Source organism: Methanolobus tindarius DSM 2278 (assembly GCF_000504205.1).
GTDB classification, from domain to species: Archaea; Halobacteriota; Methanosarcinia; order Methanosarcinales; family Methanosarcinaceae; genus Methanolobus; species Methanolobus tindarius.
In genome coordinates this window covers 961,135-979,508 of the sequence record NZ_AZAJ01000001.1, presented here as the reverse complement: position 1 = coordinate 979,508, position 18,374 = coordinate 961,135, and the positions used below count along the sequence as shown (strand labels likewise).

Below are 18,374 nucleotides of genomic sequence, written 5' to 3'. Positions count from 1 at the left end.
TTTTGTCTATTCTATATCGTTGTCTCCAAAATATTCCCGCCAGATTTCAGATAGTTCGTCACCGTATCCCCATCCAATATGCCGGGCATCCAGCCTGACCTGATACAATTCCTCTTTTAGGTGGGAAATGTCATGCCCCTGCTTTTCCGCAACGATAACCCATTTTATAGCATCTTCATAGAAACCTTCCATTGAAAGATAATCTCGTTCTTCTATATCTCCAAATTCTTCGATAATTTTCTTCCCTTCAATCACTGTATGTATATAAACATCCGCAAGAATCATTGCATCATTGGTGGCCTTTGCAAGATATCGGAGAATGCGATTTGTTTCTTTAAAATCCCACAATTTAGTTCTTCTTTTATTGAAACTCAGTGCACGGGATATTTTTCTCTTATACTTCTCAACTTCGATATCCTCGCTATCCATAAGTACTGATCTGACAAAGAGTTCATTATCATCAGACAGTTCCATCATATCCTTCACCAGAGAAATCAGCTCCGCTTTTTCTAGTGAATTTAGTCTCTTCTTTGCCATACTCCTGCTTAAGAATAATTTATTGATGTTCAAACTGTTTTATTTGAAATTAGCAAAATGTTTCTATCAATCTGTTACGCAAATCATCAATTGGAACGATTTAGAATTTCCTAATAGTTCAAATTTCATGTTTTTTCATAGTGAGTTAAAACCAATAAATAAAAATACCTATGCCAAAGTCACCACTTAAAAACAATATTGATAATGCCAGAAAAGTGCAGTTAAAAAAGCTGTTTTGCGCAGAATTCAAACGAACCTGCGCAAATAAGTTGTTTAATTCTTTGTTTTCAGGATACTTACATATCCATGCCTGGCATACCTGGCATTCCTCCAGGTGGCATACCTGGAACCATGTCTTCTGCTGAAGGTCCTGCTGGTCCCTGCTTGGATGCAATGATGTCGTCGATCCTGAGGATCATGACTGCGGATTCTGCTGCTGCGTTGATTGCCTGGGTCTTTACTCTGAGTGGCTCTACGACTCCAGCTTCCCACATGTCGATTACCTGTCCTTCGTAGACGTTGAGACCTGCTGTCTTTACGCCCTTCTCGTGGTGTGCACGGAGCTCCATGAGCATGTCTATTGGGTCAAGACCTGCGTTCTCTGCAAGGGTTCTTGGAATTACTTCAAGTGCCTCTGCAAATGCCTTGACTGCAAGCTGCTCTCTTCCGCTGAGTGTTGCTGCGTATTCCTGGAGTCTGAGTGCAACCTCTACTTCAGGTGATCCGCCGCCAGCTACGAGCTTCTCGTCTTCGATTGCTACGCCAACTACTCTGAGGGAGTCGTTGAGTGCTCTCTCGATGTTGTCGATTACGTGCTCTGTTCCGCCACGGAGGAGGATTGAAACTGCCTTTGGATTGTCGCAGCCTGTTACGAAGGTCATTGGGTCGCCGCCAATCTTCTTCTCTTCTACAAGGTCTGCCTTACCCATGTCAGCATCGGTGATTTCGTCTACGTTTGTGATGAGTTTTGCACCGGTTGCTCTTGCGAGTTTCTGCATGTCACTCTTCTTTACACGCCTGATTGCGAATACGCCTGCCTTTGCAAGGTAGTGCTGTGCCATGTCATCGATTCCTTTCTGGCAGAATACGACGTTTGCACCACTGCTGGTTACCTTGTCAACGAGGTCCTTGATCATCTTTTCTTCCTGGTCAAGGAAAGACTGGAGCATCTCAGGTGATGTGATTGAGATTTCAGCATCTACTTCTGTGTCTTTAAGTTCGATTGCTGTGTTGATAAGAGCGATCTTTGCGTTCTCTACCTTCTTTGGCATGTTGGTGTGTACACGTTCTTTGTCGATGATCATGCCTTTAATGAGCTCGGTCTCTTCAATACGTGCACCGACCTTCTTCTCAACCTTTATGTTTTCCATGTCGACCTTGCCATCTTCATCAATAATGCTTATGATTGCATCAACTGTGACGTTTGCAAGGACTTCCTTTGTTGCTTCTGCACCCTTTCCAGTCATTGCTGTTCCGGAAATGTTAAGGAGTATATCCCTGTTTTCTCTGGTGACTGATTTTGCGAGTGTCTTAATTATTTCACTTGCCTTCTCTGAAGCCATTCTGTAACCGGATGCAATGATTGTTGGGTGTACATCCTGCTCGATAAGTTCTTCTGCCTTCTTGAGGAGTTCGCCGGCAATTACAGCAGCTGTTGTAGTTCCATCTCCAACTTCATCGTCCTGGGTCTTGGAAACTTCAACTATCATTTTTGCTGCAGGGTGCTCAATGTCCATCTCTTTAAGAATGGTTGCACCATCGTTTGTAATTACTACATCTCCGAGACTGTCTACAAGCATCTTGTCCATACCTTTTGGTCCAAGTGTTGTTCTAACAGCTTCAGCGACTGCTTTAGCAGCCATGATGTTGTTGCTCTGTGCTTCTCTGCCTCTGGTTCTCTGGCTTCCTTCTCTTAATATGAAAATTGGCTGTCCAGCCATCTGTCCTGCCATAATTGTCTATCCTCCTATGTTATGAAATTAGAATGACATTTATTCTCAAGTCGTTTTTTAATGTTTGTAGTTCTATATAAACGTATCGGATTGGCTGAGTTCTTCACGAAGAAAGAATAAGCTAGTCACAATTGGAAAAAAGATGTAAAATTAAAGAAAAATAAAGAAAAAAAGATTGGTGAAAGTGAGGATTCCTCACCTTACAATTGACTTAGGGGATCTGCTAAGGAATCTTCTCTTAGCACCGGATGAAGTGTATCTCTGTGCTGGTCCTGGATGAGCTTTTCCTTCCCTGCACTTTGGTACCTTGATTGTTCTTCCTTTTCGTCCCTTTACTTTTGACCATTCAATGCTGCCTGTTTTACCCATGATAAAATCCTCTTGAATTGTTATTTATAAGTATTTGTAAATTAATGTTAATTTAAAGTTATTTTATGTTTAACCTAGATATATAGTTCTAGTCGTTGAGTTTACTTCTAGACGTAATGCTTAGTATTAAAGCTTACGGGAATATGAGAGCAAAATTACTTGTACACAGCAGAGATTATGCATTCATACAAGCAGGAGTTGATAAAATAATCCCGGCAATTGAGAAACAGCTGGAAGCAGTAAAATACGAGCTTCAGGGTGTACAAGATTATCCCAATGAAGAGCTCATATCTATTATACAGGAAGTTGGTTTTGAATGCGATTTCTGTGCACGTTGCTGTACAAGGGCATTTAATGTATAGAAAAGCAAAATAAGTCTACGCGGGTTAAAAATTTCTGTGCACGTTGCTGTACAAGGGCATTTAATGATCATGTTTATCTTCTGAATGAAGATGCTATCAGAATGAAACAGATGGATACTGATTGCGTGGAACCTGCACCATATTTTGAACTATGTGATCAACAAGGTCGTTTCTATGTATCCGGCTATGCTCTAAAAGCAAAAGAAGACGGTTCATGTATTTTCTTAAATGAAGAAAAGCGATGCAAGATCTATTCACAGCGCCCCACAATTTGCAGTCTTTATCCTTACATGCTTCATCGCGAACCGGATGAGAACGGCAATGTAGACTGGAGACAGATAAGCGGCCTTAACCAGCACGGTTGCTATCATACTGAGATTAGTGATGAAGAAGCAAGTGAAATTGCAGACCAGATAAAATCATACGAAACCAGTTACCTTTTGCAACTTACTGAGTTCTTTAAAAAAGCAGAAGAACATTTCAGCAAGAACAAACTGAAACATGTTCAGGGTGTGTATGACAGGGAAATGCGGAAGTTCAATAAAGGCGGAGAAATTGCAGTATTTGTCTATTATAACGGTGAATTTGTAGAGCATAAATTCAAAGGCCAGGAATAAAACCAGAGTTGAAACTGAAATCAAATCCAGAATTAAAACTTATTCCCATGTACCGGTTGCCTGACCTGTAAGTGCCAGCTTTCCCATAACTTTTTTGTAACGCTTACTTACAGGCGATGTTTTCACATCAACATAAGGAGTTCCAGGAAGTGGAGTCAGGTAATGTGAATGCACATTTCCTCCCTTTTTGCAAATCCACTGAATAAGTTCCAGACTCATGTCCTGCTCTTCTTCTGTTTCATCAGGAAAACCTACCATGAAATCTACTATGGGGGTAATTCCATGATCAAAACAGAGTTCCAGACTCTGGACAACATCATCGACGGTATGCCCTCTGAGAATTTCCCTAAGGATTCGATCACTTCCTGACTGAGCCCCAAGACTCACTTTTGAGTTTGTGCAATACTTTGTAATTAGTTCCAGTGAGTCATTGGTAACGAATTCCGGTCTGACTTCTGACGGAAAAGTCCCGAAGAAAATATCTCTGGCACCGGTATCCTTCAGTGCTGATAGCAGTTTTTCCACCTTATCAAAACGTGGATGAATTCCATCACTGCCATATGCCATTGAATTTGAAGACGTAAATCTCAGATCCCGGTAATATCTTGCATATTTCACAATGTTGTCAATACTGCGATGTCTCATTTTGTTCCCGAAAAGACGTGGTGTCTGGCAGTATCTACACCTGAATGGACACCCTCTACTTATCTCAAGAGGTGACATCACGATGTCCGGGTCAAAACATGGATACTTATCAAGGTCAACAGGTTCCCTTCTATCAGTGATGATGATTTTTCCCGAATCATCCTTGTAGGCAATTCCTTTTACAGTGGAAATGTCCCTTCCTGATTTGATTGCATCAACAAGTTCAGGTAAAGTCTCCTCTCCTTCACCAATCACCACACAATCAAAATACTCAAGTGTCTCTTCTGGTGCACCTGAAGGATGTGGCCCACCTGCAATAAAAATAGATTCGGTGTCTGCTTTTTTAACTTCACTGAAAATGGAATCTTTCTGCCTGGTGGCAAAGCTGTATATCATCACTCCATCGTGAGGCTTTTTGACCTTCAAAGCATCCGGTACAAGTGGAGCCAGTGCAGCAAGACTGTATGTGTTCTTCTTATTCCAGCGAAAGCAGACATCCATAATTTGTCTCTTTATCTCAGTTATTCTTTTTTTAGCTCAACAAAAGCTTCTGTACTGTTGACAATAACCCTGTCACCATTCTTCAAAACTTCATAGGGATCTTTCTCAAGCCTGTCAACAAGAGGTACTTCAGATATTATTGCTCCAACAGCTACGATTGGCTCGGATTCAAGGTTTATCATTGCAGCAGGAGCAACGCCATTCTTGAAAAGCTGGTAGATGACATAAGAACCAACAGTGGAACCTTTTCCATGAGGGAAAACAAGTACCTTTCCGGCAATTGATTGTCCGTAAAGTTCGTGCTGGGCTTCAACTATCTCTCCGGTTTCAGGGTCAACATTTCCCAGGAATGAGATGGCATCGTTTGTAAGAAGCACTTCACCTTCCGCAACGCCTCTGGAAATTGTCCTGCACTTAATTTTCATCGACAACACCTGCCTCATTTATGCAGTCCTCAATACTCGCATATTTTGCAGCTACCTTGCACATACTTGGAACATAGGCAAGAGCCTTTCCTGAGTTCACGGTTATGGATGCATACTTGTTTGTAGCCGGTGATACCACCATGCATGTGTCACATACAACCTTTGCACCGCTTTTCTCAATTTTCTGCACAAGGTCTGGATGCCTTTCAGCAACTTCTCTTGCAGTGCAGACCCACATTTCCTTTTGGAGTTTCTTCCCTTCGACAAGTCCTGCTATTTCTTCCAGTTCCTCAACAGAACAGTGTGGACATCCAATGGTAATAATTTCACTTGACAGTATGTCCTTATTTGTTTCATAGACCTCGTCAATCTGTGTTCTTTCAACAGGGATGACTTCATCAGGTCTTGTAAATGTCTTTCTGGTAGCTTCTGGTGTAACGCCTTCTATATGATAGAGTGCCACCGCACCGGATGCTGCAAGTGCTGCTCCGAGTGCTTTCATTTCGTTCTTAGAAGGCTCGTTCTTCATGTAGAATATTGGGACTCTGCTTCCGACAGTCTTACCTACAACGTAACCGAGAGCACCAAGGTCAGAGCCTGAAAGTTCACAGTCTACTTCCACAGCAACCACAGGTTCCCTCATCTCATCAAGGTGATAGCCGTAGTTTGCAGTCTTGCCCACAAGTGCTGCTGAGAGTGCTGAAGGACCGCCTTCACGGTTTGTCCTTGCACCGATAACAGAATTAGCATAAGATACAGCAGATGATTCACTCCATGCGATATGGTCGTCAAGTGTGACGTTGAATCCTTCAAGGTAATAGGGAGTACAAGTGCACTTTGTCTGGATTCCCAGTTTTGCGTAAGCTTCGATTATTTCCTGCTGCTTCTTTGCAAAAACAGGATCAATACCCATTTCATCCCAGCGGACGATATCCATGCCGGCAGGGTTAAGAATTGAGGGAATCTTCACTTTTCCTTCAAGGTCGGATATCCACTCAAGACCGGCATCGCCAATTGTCTTATAAGATACTCCGGCTATCTGTGCGCTCTTTACAGGAATCAGTTTGTCAGCACCGTAAATATCTCCAAGTGCGACAAGAATCTCGATGGCTTTCTGGAGACTCTCTCCGTATTCGCCGTTAAGTGTTTTTTCTTCTTCAGGTGTAAGATACATTCTTTTTCACCGTTTGTGTTCAAGTCTCACTCTGGCATCTTTGCACGTTCGAAGTTCTGTGCTTCTTTCAGAACTTTGGTTGCATCAATTCCCATTTTAGTCGTGGTTCCGTCAGGTGCACCACGCGGGTCAAGTGAACTTCCTCTCACATTTGGTATTATCATAACGTCCATGTCACCCTTCACCCTGGTGGCAATGGCAAATTCAACATCATGCAGGTCAAAGATGTCGATATCGTCATCAACCACAACTACATGCTTCAGGCTTGTGTGAGCTGCAAAGGCTGCCATAATGGCATTCTTTCCGTCACCTTCTGTCTGTTTCTCAATCTGTACAACAGCATGCAAGTAACAGCATCCGCCTTCTGTGAGTACTACATTCTTGACGGTTGTGACTTCGCTGACAGCGTTGAATATCCTTGGTTCGTATGGAACTCCCATCATGAGCAGGTGTTCAGGACCTGCCGGGAGGATTCCGTGGTAGATTGGGTCTTTGCGGTGCAGTATTCTTGTTATGTGTATGACCGGCTCCTGTCTCACAAGGTCGTAGGTTCCTGTGATGTCCACAAATGGTCCTTCATCGACTCTTTCCTCAGGGTCGATGTAACCTTCAAGCACTATTTCTGCATGAGGGACTTTGATTCCGTTTGAGCATTCGAAAAGTTCTACAGGTCTGCCACGAAGTGCTGCAGCGTAGTTGAATTCTTTTCCGGCAGGCACACGTGTGGTTGATGCGAAGGTAACAGTAGGGTCTGCACCAAGTACGATTGCAATTGGGAGTTTTTCTCCTTTATCGGATGCTTTCTTGTGCATGACGTAGCTGTGTCTTGGAGCTACAAGACGTGCTGCAAGTCTTGTTTTATCGACTACAAGGAGCCTGTGGATAGCTGCATTCATGACGCCATCGTATTCTGTTACAACAACTCCTGCTGTAAGGTATGGTCCTGCATCCTTCTCGAAGTGTGTCATTATCGGGAGTTTTGTGAGGTCAACATCGTCCTCGATAACTTCCATGGTTGGTGATTCTTTTACAATAACAACCTCACCATCAGGTGATACTTCTGAGAGTCTCTTGATGATTTTGTCTTTGTCCACACCGAACATTGTTGCAAGTTCGTCCCTTGAACCGAGTACGTTCATGATGGCTTTGTTGCCATCAATGTCATGGAATAGCACCGGTCCGGGTGTTTTCTTTGCAATACGCGGTGCTTCGAACACCTTTGAAACAGGCTCTGTTACCTCTACGAGTTTCCCGTTCTTCCTGAGCTGGTCGATAAATTCCCTCATGGTATCATCCGTGTAAAAGTTGTAATATATTAGTGTAATCTCATTTTTGGGCTAGAATATGAGCCAATTATATTTGAATGCATATACTAAAAGAGAATTGTGTAGGTTTGTTGTTGGAAGATTTTCTTTTATTTGGCAGTGCTGGAAATAATGAATACATTGTCAGATTACTTTGCCATTGATTGATGACAATTGTACAATGTTCCCTACAATTTTGATGTAATCTCCAACAGAATACTCATTGTACTCAACATCATCGACCAAGGTTTTTATGACACCCGAACCAACATCTACTGAAAACTGTTTGTTCCATTTATTTTTATCTTTTCCGATAATTTCTCCATAAAATACTGCAGAATAATTAGGAACATTATGTACACAAAGTTCTTGAGGTGATACTATTTTCTTCACAGCTGTATGGAGCTTAGAAAGGTTTTTGTGTGCAGGAATGGACCATACATCAAATTCAAGTTTAGATGCTTTACCTTCCATTTTTTTGTTACAAAGAAGGCAAACATCAAAAATCCAAAAAATCTCTCCTTTTTGTGATTCTACAAGTATCTCCTGTTCAAAGAGTTTATCAAACTCATCTCTATGTGATTTAACTTGTAGTATTTTAGCATGGAACTGACCATCACACATCTATCTATACAATGTTTTTTATCAACTTTAAATATTTTGATTTTTCCTTTATAATGGGGAAAAGTAATTTTGTTTAAGCAAAGAATTATGATAAAAAAATTAGTTGCAGACTCTTCATGTTTATGCTATTCAAATATACATTAAAAAAGTGAATACCAGTGCTTTTTCAGCACCATGCATGATAATATCCCTTATCCTTACCAACCTCAACCGGAATTCCGAATAACTCCGTCAGTTTCTCAGCAGTAAGAATATCCTCAATATCTCCGTCTGCAAATATCCTGCCGTCCTTCAGGAGAACCGCACGGTTTATTTCAGGAACAATATCCTCAAGGTCGTGGGTTACAAGGATTATGCTCTTTCCAGCAGCTGCAACCTTGCTCACAGTTTCCCTGAACACATGCTTGCTTTTCAGGTCAAGGCTGTTTGTTGGTTCATCCAGAACAAGTATCATAGGGTCGTGGACAAGTGCCCTTCCGATGAGAACTCTCCTTGCTTCACCGGTTGAAAGGTGGGACATGCTCTTGCTGGCAAGGTGTCTTATCTCAAGGAAATCAATGATGTCTGCTGTTCTTTTCAGCATGTAAGGTTCAATTTTCATGTTAGGATAGATGCCAATGCTGCTGAAAAAACCTGAAAGGACTACTTCAACCACTGAAATGTCTCTTGTATAGTCAAGTTGAAGGTCTCCTGATACAATTCCCATGAGATTTTTCAGGTCAGAGATTACCCATCTGTCCTTTTCCATTATCCTGAAAACCATGCCTTTAGTATCTGCAATTGGGCGATAGTCTCCGATAATAGTTTTAATGATAGATGACTTGCCGGAACCATTCGGTCCGATGAGTGCGATATTTTCACCTTTCTTAATGTTGAAACATAAGGAATCAAGGATAAGTCTGTCATTTTTTCTGACAACTATATTTTTCATCTCAACAAGAGATTCAGGTATAGTTTCGCTACTTTTCTCTGTGGTTTTTTGTTGCTCTGTCATCTGCTGGTCACATGTTTCCTTTCTGCTTGGTGGAATCCGTTTATTTGTCCAAGCATAATAATTCTTTTGCAGACACAATTAATGTGCATTTTAGATTGCTTTTGCTTTGTAATTTCAAAGGATGTTGAAAAGACAATCTTTATATATTTATTGCATAATAATTTCTATTTATCATCTATGGTTGTAATTATATGGTACAAAAGTGGTTTCAATTCAATAGATGGCTAGGAGGTTTCTTATGGATGACGAAATCATCGGAATAGTTCCGAATATGAGAAAAAGCAAGATGTTAGGTCTGTCCTACGATGCGTTCACGCTTGTTGCAACGCCGGATACGACAATATTTGCTAAAGTTACAAATGATGTAATGAAACAGGTCGTGAAAGAATCACGTGATCAGGCAAAGGCCGAAGGAAAAGGATTCTTAGGTCAGTGGGGTGCACAAATAAAAGGTTCTTTCAGATATGCTGAAAGGTATGCTGGAATGAGTGCACAGGCAGCACTGGCAGAGAACGAAGCAAATTTTGCAATACCTAATGCCAGTATAAAGTCAATAAAAGTAAAGAAAAAGAGCAGTTCAGATGATGACCAGGTTCAGATTATATGGGAGGTCAACATCCAGTCCAATTCAGGTAAACTGAAGTTCAAGACCGATTTTGACCCGAAGGACCATTTCAAAAAGATATATGGTGATAGGGTAAAGTGATCAGGTCTACTATTTTTTGTTATTTCAGCCATTTATGGCTGAACTTTTTATCCTATCTTAAACCCTCTCATTGAAACAGATGCGTGCTGGAATCCTTCATGTGTAAACTCAAGAGTCTCGTCTTCTTCCTGTAATGCAATTGCATAGATCATCGGTAGATAATGGTCCAGAGTTGGAATTCCAAGTTTCGCGACTTCACCCATGTTCAGATATTCAATGAGATCCTTGTGGTTGCCAGACAGAAGATTCTCTTTTACTTTCTCATCAAGTTCAACTGCCCAGTCATAAGGCTTAGCATCTACATTCTGGAAATCAATAAGGCCCAGATTATGAACGATATTACCGCTGCCAATTATAAGCACACCATGATTTCGAAGTTCTTTGAGTTCCGATGCAAGGTCATAGTGATATTGCATCATTTTAGGATGCCATTCGTTGAATGAGTAGTCAATACTCATTTCAAATACCGGAATATCGGCTTCAGGATACATATGTTTGAGAACAGCCCAGGAAGCATGGTCCAGTCCCCACTGATTGCTGCACTCAACGGTTGCTTTTCTTACGGTTTTGCATGCAAGTTCAGCTTCATTCGGTGCTCCCGGACTGGGATAATCCACCTCATATAATCTGCGTGGAAAACCATAAAAATCATAGATTGTTTTTGGCTTCTCATTGCAGGTTACATATGTCCCATCGGTCATCCAGTGAGCCGATATCACCATGATGGCCTTTGGCCTTGGAAGTTCTTTCCCGAGTTTCATAAGGCTCTGGGTGTAGCTATTGTCAAGGACGATGTTCATTGGAGAACCATGTCCAATGAAAAGTACAGGCATTTTGTTGGTTGATGTATTTCCACTCATAGTAACCCTATGTGAACAATGTCTGGATTGTATTAACCTTTTCTTTACAATCATTGCAAATAGCTTCACTTATATACTGTCCTTTCCTACTCTTATTGTGACTCCTGAACTCCTTTCATCAATGAATAAAATGATTGCAGATTTCAGTTCACTTCCTGTAATAGAAGGTTATTACCTTGTACTGGGTGGTGGGAAAATAGGAAGTGATTTTGCCAGATATGCTAAGGAGAAGTCTTTCCCTTTTGTTGTGATAATTGATGTCGATGATTCTGCTAATGCTACCAACAGTTCAGTAACTGTTGACCGTGAAGAGCTTTTCAGTCTGATAAAGGAGTTCCACAAGTCAAAATCAAATTCAGGAAAGATTTACTTCCACTGCATGGATGTGAGAAAAGTTCCTGAGATTCTTGAAGCCGGGATTCCGGAATTCATAATTCCTGCTGTTCCAACACATGCGGTTTTAAATATGGCAATTGACATGATGAGTTCAATTTCTTCAGAAAATCTCATTTCAGCTGTTCAGATTGATGTAAATAGTGAAAACAATGAACACAATGAGAAAACGACAGAATATTTCAACGACATTCTCTCACTTTTGCCTGAAAATATTGTTGTGTTCAGTTCCCTGAAGGATGGAGCAATCATGCTCTCATATGCAAAGACAGGAGAAATTTGTCCTGATAATTGCATGGGACCTGCTGAATATTGCTACAATTTCAAAAGAGAAAAACCCGAAACAATCACGTCTTATGCCCGGAAATTGCTTCCATCTCACAAAGGTTGGGTTTTTGAGAGCTGCCAGATGAAACCGGGAATCGGTGGAATCAAAGGAGTAGATTTCAAAGAATATATGCTCTCTTTAATGGAACATTTAAAGTCAGTTTCTGAAAACAGGGATTCATGTCCAATTGGAGGTCGTGTTTTCTTTATTGCAACAACCTGTAATTGTCATGGGATTATGAATTTGCTTGAAATCTGGTGACATATTTTTTGGTGTCAGGTATATTTGTGAGTAAACGTTCTAAATTGGTAGCATCGGTTATTTATACCATGGTGCGGTACTACGTAATAGTTCGATTGCTCAACGATGTATAAAGGGTTACTCTATTTTTGCGTGCTTCTTTTAACAATTGCTGACAGTAAGAAGTAGCCGTATCGGAATGAGCGATTTGGTTTTAACAGGTATTAACTGTTCATACAATAATTCTCAGTATCGGTTCTGCTGTGCGAACTATGTAAAAATTCAGGAGAAATATAAAATGGGATACAATAACAGAGGCGGAAACAGTAGAGGCGGCGGCGGTGGCGGCTTTAGATCAAACGACGGTCCAAGAGAAATGCACAAGGCAATCTGCTCTGACTGCAAACAGGAGACCGAAGTTCCTTTCAAGCCATCCGGTGAGAGACCTGTATATTGCAGGGAATGTTTCCAGAACCACAGACCTAAAAGATACTAATTATTAGTATAATTTCAGTCTATTTCAGACAGATACAATGTTATCATTGATTTGATACGATAGTATCTGTCAACACAACTTTTTTTGATCCTTGTTTTTTATACGATCAGTTTCCGTAAGCTAAGCTAGAGAGGAATGTAGTTATGAAATTAGAAAATGTATTATGTCCAGTTTGTGGTTCTCAGATTCTTGCAGGCGTACCACTAGGACAAAACATTGTATGTGTTTCAATCACTTCCGGTAAACCGGATGATTTTGGAGCAGCATATAAATCCAGTTCAAGATGTACAAGCTGCAATAAGATGTTTGCATGCTATACTAAGAATGATGGTCAGGAATAAAACTCTAAGACAAAATCAGGATTAAGTTATTCATTAGAGTGAATCTCTTTTACTCTTCCAACACTTCCGTCTTCCAGTTGAACCTTTATTCCGTGTGGATGTGTTGAAGATTTTGTCAGTATCCTTTTGACAACACCTCTGGTTATCTTGCCATTTCTTTGGTCTTGCTTGAGGACTATTCCAACAGAAAGGCCAATTTTAATATTACTTCGTGTGCTTCCTGGATTCATGATTGCAGGAGAGTTTGAGATTATATAAGATTGTTTGTCGATGATTATACTGGCACTGCCTCACTCAATATGTTTTTCCCAATGTTTGGTTTCAGGGCCGTTTTGAGTACAAGGTCTACTTTTATTCCTAAAGTAGTAGAAAGGTAATTTTCAAGCTCAATAAATTCAAGCAATCCGGGTGGGTGTCTCACTGAATTCCACAAGTATGTCAAGGTCGCTGCTGTCTTTTTGCTCTCCTCTTACATGAAGACTAAAAACTGCAAGAGAGCTGACCTTAAACCTTTTTTCAAGTTCCGGCTTCATTTCATGAAGCTGCTGTATATATATCAGCGACATTTACTTTGGATTCAGAGTTCATAAGTGATTGACAGTTTGTATTTAATGGTATTAATTGCTATCGAATATATTTGAAAAGTGGGCTAAACTATAGCAATTTAATATCAACCGGTATTCAGGGTTTATTTATATTTACCATAAGCATTGGTCCAGTTATCAGCAATCTTCAAAAACTCATCATATCCCTTTTGCCGGATAAACTCAGTTGCCTGTCGATATTTTCCATATTTATACCCGTTTTTTCCATAGAACTCACTAAGTACAGAACAGTTTTTAATTTCAGGACAATCGGCACAGCTATCACAACCTTTCTCGATGCAGCAGACTTTTATTTTACATCTGGCCTTGCTGAGATCTCTTTCACCGGTGTCATAGCCAGGTTTGCATCCTTTGCAGTTTCCGGTGTTAAATGGTTTGCAGGTTTTGCAGTATGCACCGCAACAGCCGATTTCTTTGATTGACATGTTTCATGTTGCTCTGGTTTTTAATTCATGGTTTGCAGTATATTATTCAAATGCATCTAGTGGCAGTCCCAGTGAATGAGCTTTTTCTGCTGCCCTAAAGCGTCTGATTTTTTCTGTTAACTTAATGGATGCTGATTCAAAAGTTTCAGCTGATTCATTTGTTCTGTATTCGGATTCCCACATGTTACTAATTCGACTGCTTGAATATGTGAAATTCCTGAAGTTTACATTTGGGGGTGCTAAATAGTGACCTAACAAATTCCGATAGTGTGGTTGACCTGGCAGAGCAAAAATAACCCATGGATTATTAGCAGCCATTTCTGTGATTGCATGATTTTCCATATTCTCCATTGAGTAATCAGGGAACTGATCTTCGCCCGGTACATCAAGTACATTTGCCAGTCTCACGAATTTCAATAATATTTGTGCTTTTTCCGGATATTCACGATATATCGGGTGAGTTTCCAATGCACCCCGCTGTATCACATCAAAACCACTTGTAAAAATAGGTAGTTTTTTCTCTTCAAGTGTTGGTAAAACGATCTCATTCCAGGCAAATGTCCAGCTATTTATCCAGTCAAAATTAATATTGCCTGAACGATGTTCCATTATTTCTTTTAATATCTCTTCTTGTGCCGCACGTTCAAAACAACCGGTGAAAACACCAACTGGATCAGGACTACCAAAAGAAGCATGGGTTATTATAGGAAATAACAATGCGATAAGATAACTATTGCCGGAAGCTTTTTCCAGAAGCCATCTGTAGGGCTGAGCATAGAGGTGAGAATCTTCACCCTTTTGCATTATTGTGTCATATTCTATCCATGAATAATTGCCATACAGTTTATTATTCTGGTTTTCAGATTCGTCAATTTCAATTCCTTCTTCCTTTATTATTCTGGCAGGACTGCGGGTATGTACATCCCAGTACCGTGCCCAGCATTCAGTGAGTTCATAAGGTGAAAAAGTTTTATCTTCCGGGCGTTGGTTAAAGTTTTTTAAAAAATCGCTTTTAGGAATTATCTCGTTCATTTGTTCAAAATGGTTCAATCTTTTCCATTCCTCGCTGATTAAGTTGGCAATGTAACCAGAGGAAAGAAATTGCCAGAAATGGATGGATTCATGATATAGCACACGGCAGAGGACATCTCCCCACTGCGTATTATTTGGGTCTTCATAGAACGAGTCTAATCCTTTTTCCTGCAAACTATCCGGTAAAGGTGCTGAAATGTTGATGGTTCCACTAAGGAATTCAAAACTATTGCTCATTGAGCTTAAATCCTCCTTATTGGTTAAATGCCATATTTAGTATGGCCATCATGGATTTCAATGCCTCATCGTCGCCTTTATCGTATTCAACTTTGTGAGTTGTGGCCTGTCCGTTTTTATCGATGATTACAAGAAAACCCATTGGTATGCCAGCAATGCGTGATACGAGCGGAGGGACTTCTCTCAGGTCCATCATCACTCCCTGTTCCTTTTCTTTAAACCAATGGTCTATCATGCGTTTTGCAAGGTAAAGGACAGTTGCACCAACAAATGCGGTTATAGGTTCTACAAAACGTGCTTCTTCCAGTGGTTGTTCCGGAATACTTCTAATAGGCTTGATAGTTTCGACATTGAATTCGCTTGTATCTCTGGAAACTTCCTGCTCTAATTCCATATCTTCTTTTGTCATATCCAGACGAAAATTAATGATATCACTCATTTTCTTCCCTCCCAGCACTAGATAATGAGCTATATGAAATTATATGGTCAGTAGTATATAGTGCTTTTCTGCAGAATTGATGTACGATGCTGGAATTATTTTTTATGAAATCACAAAAGACAAGCTTTTTAAATTTTAATTAAATAGCTTTTTTGGGGTATTTTGTGATTGATTACAAAGATATATTTTTCAAAGTTGAATCTAGCTTACAAGATTATTGTTCTCTATCAGAAGAAGATTTCAAGAATAATTTTGGTTATTACAAAACATATGAGAACCAAGATTTAAAAGATTCTCAATATTATGAAAGGTTAGTCGAAGTTATATTTTATTCAGGTTTCAAGGCTGAAACAGTTGATAAGAAAATGCCTGCTATTAAATCTTATTTTTCAGATTTTCAATCTGTTGCAGAATACGATGAATCTATGATTATTAAGATAATGCAGGACGAGCAGATGATACGGAATGAAAAGAAAATTTCAGCATGTATCAAAAACGCAAAAATATTCAGGAATATAGTTGAAAAACATGATTCTTTCAAAAAGTACATAGATACTTTCAAAACTGAACAGTCTTTTGAGAATTTGATGTTGTTCAAAGAGGAATTGCAGTATACTTTTTCGTTTTTGGGTGATATAACATCATACCATTTCATGACTGATATTGGACTTCCTGTTTTGAAACCTGATCGGGTAATTACAAGGATTTTCAAAAGAATAGGTTTGATTGAGAGTGAAAATCAATTATTGAAAACCGTTATTCATGGAAGGAAGTTCAGTCAGGAAACTGGTCATCCTATAAGATATATTGATATTATTTTAGTGACTTATGGCCAAATGGGAAATGATGATTATTTTGGTTTGAAAGACGGCGGAATATGTCTAGGTAAAAATCCAAAATGCAATATATGCGGAATCAGAGATTTTTGCAATTACAGTAGATAACGTGATGATATTTTAATCGAACAACAACTTCACCACAGCCATAATCCCTAAAACAATAACTACAAACACAACAAGAAGATACACAAAGCTGAATGCCAGATGGAAAAAAGCTCCCATGAAATTAAGAATTGCTTTTGTCAGGGCAAAAGCAGCCAAAATAACTACAATTACCAGAATAATCTCTTTAACATCCAATGACAAGCACCTTCATTTTAAATCTTATTTCTTTTGTGTTTCATTTTTCTGAAAAACGCTGTTCTTCTTTAAATGTCTCACTTTACTTATGTGTTTATTCTCTAAAAGTTGGAATCATGGTTTTTCTAGTGGTATACACTCAAAAATAGTAATATGTAAATGTGAATAACTTAATTTTCTTCATATGGTGCGCGAATACGAAATGGTTGATACTGATTCAAGGGGCAAGGCAGGAACTGCAGATATAGAGGAATATTTGAATCAATTACCTGAAACAATGCGTGTCATTAATGTGGAAGATGAGGATAAATACAGGTCACAGGATGTCGATCTAATCTGGCTCAGGGAGGACGATTCAGGCTATCATGAAACACTAATCGAGGTTAAAGCCGATTATCAGGAAAAGACAGGAAACTATTTTCTTGAGACAATAAGCAACAACAAAAAAGATACTCCTGGTTGTTTCATGTATACCGAAGCTAATTATGTATATTATTATTTTTTCAATATTAAAGAGTTACATATTTTACCGATGCCTGCTTCAAGAGAATGGTTTATAACTAACATGGATCGATTTAAGGAGATTGCAACCAGCACTCGCATCAATGGAATTATAGCTTATCATACAATTGGCAGACTGGTACCAAAAGAAGTAATGCAGAAAGAAGTAGATGGAATCCAGGTATTAACGATATCATGAATAACGCAAAACCTTTTTTAAAATGGGCCGGTGGAAAAAAGCAGTTGCTCCCTGAATTTGAAAAGCGTTTCCCGCCGGAATTACATTCAGGAACCATTAAAAAATATGTAGAACCATTTGTCGGCGGCGGGGCAGTATTATTCCATGTCATTGGAAAATTCAGTTTTGATGAATGTCATATTTTTGACGCAAATGAAGAATTAGTACTTGCATACAGGGTTGTGCAGACAAATCCCAATGAGCTGATTTCTCTGCTGCAACAGATGCAGCAGGATTACCTGCAACTAGATGATGAAAAAAGGAAGGAATTTTTTTACGCAATCAGGGAAAAATTCAACAACAAAAGACCTGAAATTGATTTTGAAAATTACAGTGATAACTGGATTGAAAGAGCATCTCTGATAATCTTTTTGAATAGAACATGCTACAATGGACTATTCAGGGTAAATTCCAAAGGTGGCTTCAACGTTCCTTTCGGAAGATATAAAAATCCAAAAATTGCAGATTCTGAGAACCTGTTATCAGTTTCTGAGGCATTGCAAAATGTGGTCATCCATCTTGGTGATTTTGAGAACTGCAAAAAAGTAGTTGAAAGCAGTACTTTTGTCTATTTTGATCCGCCTTACAGACCATTGAGCAAAACATCCAATTTTACTTCTTATTCAAAAGACTCATTTAACGATGAAGACCAGATTCGTCTGGCAGTATTGTACAAAAATCTGGATGAAAAAGGTGCAAAACTCATGCTCAGCAATTCAGATCCGCGAAATGAGAATCCGGATGATAATTTCTTTGATGAGCTATATTCACAGAAACTACATCCGAACTTCAACATTGAAAGGGTTCCTGCAACAAGGATGATCAATTGCAATGCTCAAAAGCGTGGTTCTATTAGTGAGTTGATAATTACCAATTACAAATATTGAGGC

General features: G+C 39.5%; 25 protein-coding genes. 9 read left to right on the top strand and 16 right to left on the bottom strand.

The genetic code is table 11. From position 1 onward, the window contains the following. Positions 1-6: 6 nt before the first annotated feature. The 3 genes from METTI_RS04655 to METTI_RS15940 form a co-directional block, all read right to left on the bottom strand. Positions 7-477 carry a hypothetical protein gene (locus METTI_RS04655; RefSeq protein ID WP_156916247.1) on the bottom strand — a complete coding sequence of 157 codons (471 nt, stop codon included), beginning with the start codon at positions 475-477 and terminating at the stop codon, positions 7-9. 356 nt (positions 478-833) lie between these two features. Continuing rightward, complete coding sequence (gene thsA, locus METTI_RS04650; protein WP_023844665.1) at positions 834-2,489, bottom strand: thermosome subunit alpha; 1,656 nt, start codon at positions 2,487-2,489, stop codon at positions 834-836. Positions 2,490-2,684: 195 nt separating this feature from the next. Next, entirely contained in the window at positions 2,685-2,858 is a 174-nt protein-coding gene (locus METTI_RS15940) for a DUF5350 domain-containing protein (protein ID WP_023844664.1), read from the bottom strand. 95 nt (positions 2,859-2,953) lie between these two features. Between METTI_RS15940 and METTI_RS16075 the strand changes: the two genes are divergently transcribed. Together METTI_RS16075 and METTI_RS16070 are read left to right on the top strand one after the other, a co-directional pair. Further along, positions 2,954-3,220 (top strand): hypothetical protein, encoded by a 267-nt coding sequence (locus METTI_RS16075; protein WP_245596084.1) that lies wholly within the window; start codon positions 2,954-2,956, stop codon positions 3,218-3,220. Beyond that, complete coding sequence (locus METTI_RS16070; RefSeq protein ID WP_342665135.1) at positions 3,217-3,837, top strand: YkgJ family cysteine cluster protein; 621 nt, start codon at positions 3,217-3,219, stop codon at positions 3,835-3,837. Before METTI_RS16075 ends, METTI_RS16070 begins: the two co-directional genes overlap by 4 nt. 39 nt (positions 3,838-3,876) lie before the next feature. On the opposite strand, the gene METTI_RS04640 is transcribed toward METTI_RS16070, so the two are convergent. From METTI_RS04640 to METTI_RS04615, 6 genes are all read right to left on the bottom strand, one after another. Continuing rightward, positions 3,877-4,983 carry a TIGR04013 family B12-binding domain/radical SAM domain-containing protein gene (locus tag METTI_RS04640; RefSeq protein ID WP_023844663.1) on the bottom strand — a complete coding sequence of 369 codons (1,107 nt, stop codon included), beginning with the start codon at positions 4,981-4,983 and terminating at the stop codon, positions 3,877-3,879. A gap of 20 nt (positions 4,984-5,003) precedes the next feature. Continuing rightward, positions 5,004-5,408 carry a DUF126 domain-containing protein gene (locus METTI_RS04635; RefSeq protein ID WP_394296224.1) on the bottom strand — a complete coding sequence of 135 codons (405 nt, stop codon included), beginning with the start codon at positions 5,406-5,408 and terminating at the stop codon, positions 5,004-5,006. Further along, on the bottom strand, positions 5,398-6,582 hold the full coding sequence (locus tag METTI_RS04630) for an aconitase X (RefSeq protein ID WP_023844661.1): 1,185 nt from the start codon (positions 6,580-6,582) through the stop codon (positions 5,398-5,400). The genes METTI_RS04635 and METTI_RS04630 overlap by 11 nt, the downstream gene beginning before the upstream one ends. 26 nt (positions 6,583-6,608) lie before the next feature. Continuing rightward, positions 6,609-7,868, bottom strand: a complete 1,260-nt coding sequence (locus tag METTI_RS04625) for a UbiD family decarboxylase (protein ID WP_023844660.1) — start codon at positions 7,866-7,868, stop codon at positions 6,609-6,611. A 162-nt stretch (positions 7,869-8,030) separates the two neighbouring features. Next, positions 8,031-8,510, bottom strand: coding sequence for a hypothetical protein (locus METTI_RS04620; protein ID WP_023844659.1), 480 nt, complete (start codon positions 8,508-8,510; stop codon positions 8,031-8,033). Between the two features lie 166 nt (positions 8,511-8,676). After that, positions 8,677-9,504 (bottom strand): ABC transporter ATP-binding protein, encoded by an 828-nt coding sequence (locus METTI_RS04615; protein ID WP_023844658.1) that lies wholly within the window; start codon positions 9,502-9,504, stop codon positions 8,677-8,679. 238 nt (positions 9,505-9,742) lie between these two features. Here METTI_RS04615 and METTI_RS04610 point away from each other — a divergent pair, with 238 nt between their 5' ends. Further along, positions 9,743-10,210, top strand: a complete 468-nt coding sequence (locus tag METTI_RS04610; protein WP_023844657.1) for a hypothetical protein — start codon at positions 9,743-9,745, stop codon at positions 10,208-10,210. A 47-nt stretch (positions 10,211-10,257) separates the two neighbouring features. Here the strand turns inward: METTI_RS04610 and ygiD are convergent, their stop codons facing one another. Then, on the bottom strand, positions 10,258-11,070 hold the full coding sequence (ygiD, locus tag METTI_RS04605) for a 4,5-DOPA-extradiol-dioxygenase (RefSeq protein WP_023844656.1): 813 nt from the start codon (positions 11,068-11,070) through the stop codon (positions 10,258-10,260). Positions 11,071-11,167: 97 nt separating this feature from the next. Here ygiD and METTI_RS04600 point away from each other — a divergent pair, with 97 nt between their 5' ends. From METTI_RS04600 to METTI_RS04590, 3 genes are all read left to right on the top strand, one after another. Further along, the gene (locus tag METTI_RS04600; protein WP_156916246.1) at positions 11,168-12,052 is read left to right on the top strand and encodes a hypothetical protein; all 885 of its coding nucleotides are present in this window, start codon (positions 11,168-11,170) and stop codon (positions 12,050-12,052) included. A 277-nt stretch (positions 12,053-12,329) separates the two neighbouring features. Further along, positions 12,330-12,527, top strand: a complete 198-nt coding sequence (locus METTI_RS04595) for a CxxC-x17-CxxC domain-containing protein (RefSeq protein WP_023844654.1) — start codon at positions 12,330-12,332, stop codon at positions 12,525-12,527. 143 nt (positions 12,528-12,670) lie between these two features. Further along, positions 12,671-12,868 (top strand): hypothetical protein, encoded by a 198-nt coding sequence (locus METTI_RS04590; RefSeq protein ID WP_023844653.1) that lies wholly within the window; start codon positions 12,671-12,673, stop codon positions 12,866-12,868. 26 nt (positions 12,869-12,894) lie between these two features. Here METTI_RS04590 and METTI_RS04585 read toward each other — a convergent pair whose 3' ends face one another. The 5 genes from METTI_RS04585 to METTI_RS04565 all read right to left on the bottom strand — a co-directional run bounded on the left by METTI_RS04585 (position 12,895) and on the right by METTI_RS04565 (position 15,606). Then, positions 12,895-13,098, bottom strand: a complete 204-nt coding sequence (locus METTI_RS04585) for a YwbE family protein (RefSeq protein ID WP_023844652.1) — start codon at positions 13,096-13,098, stop codon at positions 12,895-12,897. Positions 13,099-13,263: 165 nt separating this feature from the next. Further along, positions 13,264-13,434 (bottom strand): nucleotidyltransferase family protein, encoded by a 171-nt coding sequence (locus METTI_RS16255; RefSeq protein WP_342665117.1) that lies wholly within the window; start codon positions 13,432-13,434, stop codon positions 13,264-13,266. Positions 13,435-13,556: 122 nt separating this feature from the next. Further along, positions 13,557-13,898 (bottom strand): DUF3795 domain-containing protein, encoded by a 342-nt coding sequence (locus tag METTI_RS15515; protein WP_023844651.1) that lies wholly within the window; start codon positions 13,896-13,898, stop codon positions 13,557-13,559. A 42-nt stretch (positions 13,899-13,940) separates the two neighbouring features. Next, positions 13,941-15,167 (bottom strand): hypothetical protein, encoded by a 1,227-nt coding sequence (locus METTI_RS04570; protein ID WP_023844650.1) that lies wholly within the window; start codon positions 15,165-15,167, stop codon positions 13,941-13,943. A gap of 16 nt (positions 15,168-15,183) precedes the next feature. Continuing rightward, positions 15,184-15,606, bottom strand: coding sequence for a hypothetical protein (locus tag METTI_RS04565; protein WP_023844649.1), 423 nt, complete (start codon positions 15,604-15,606; stop codon positions 15,184-15,186). A gap of 164 nt (positions 15,607-15,770) precedes the next feature. On the opposite strand from METTI_RS04565, the gene METTI_RS04560 reads away from it, so the two are divergent. Beyond that, positions 15,771-16,550 (top strand): DNA-3-methyladenine glycosylase I, encoded by a 780-nt coding sequence (locus METTI_RS04560; protein ID WP_048135152.1) that lies wholly within the window; start codon positions 15,771-15,773, stop codon positions 16,548-16,550. A 12-nt stretch (positions 16,551-16,562) separates the two neighbouring features. On the opposite strand, the gene METTI_RS04555 is transcribed toward METTI_RS04560, so the two are convergent. Next, entirely contained in the window at positions 16,563-16,745 is a 183-nt protein-coding gene (locus tag METTI_RS04555; RefSeq protein ID WP_023844647.1) for a hypothetical protein, read from the bottom strand. A 184-nt stretch (positions 16,746-16,929) separates the two neighbouring features. On the opposite strand from METTI_RS04555, the gene METTI_RS04550 reads away from it, so the two are divergent. Both METTI_RS04550 and METTI_RS04545 read left to right on the top strand, forming a co-directional pair. After that, complete coding sequence (locus METTI_RS04550) at positions 16,930-17,445, top strand: hypothetical protein (RefSeq protein ID WP_023844646.1); 516 nt, start codon at positions 16,930-16,932, stop codon at positions 17,443-17,445. Further along, positions 17,442-18,371, top strand: a complete 930-nt coding sequence (locus tag METTI_RS04545; RefSeq protein ID WP_023844645.1) for a DNA adenine methylase — start codon at positions 17,442-17,444, stop codon at positions 18,369-18,371. Before METTI_RS04550 ends, METTI_RS04545 begins: the two co-directional genes overlap by 4 nt. The last annotated feature ends 3 nt before the right edge of the window (positions 18,372-18,374 follow it).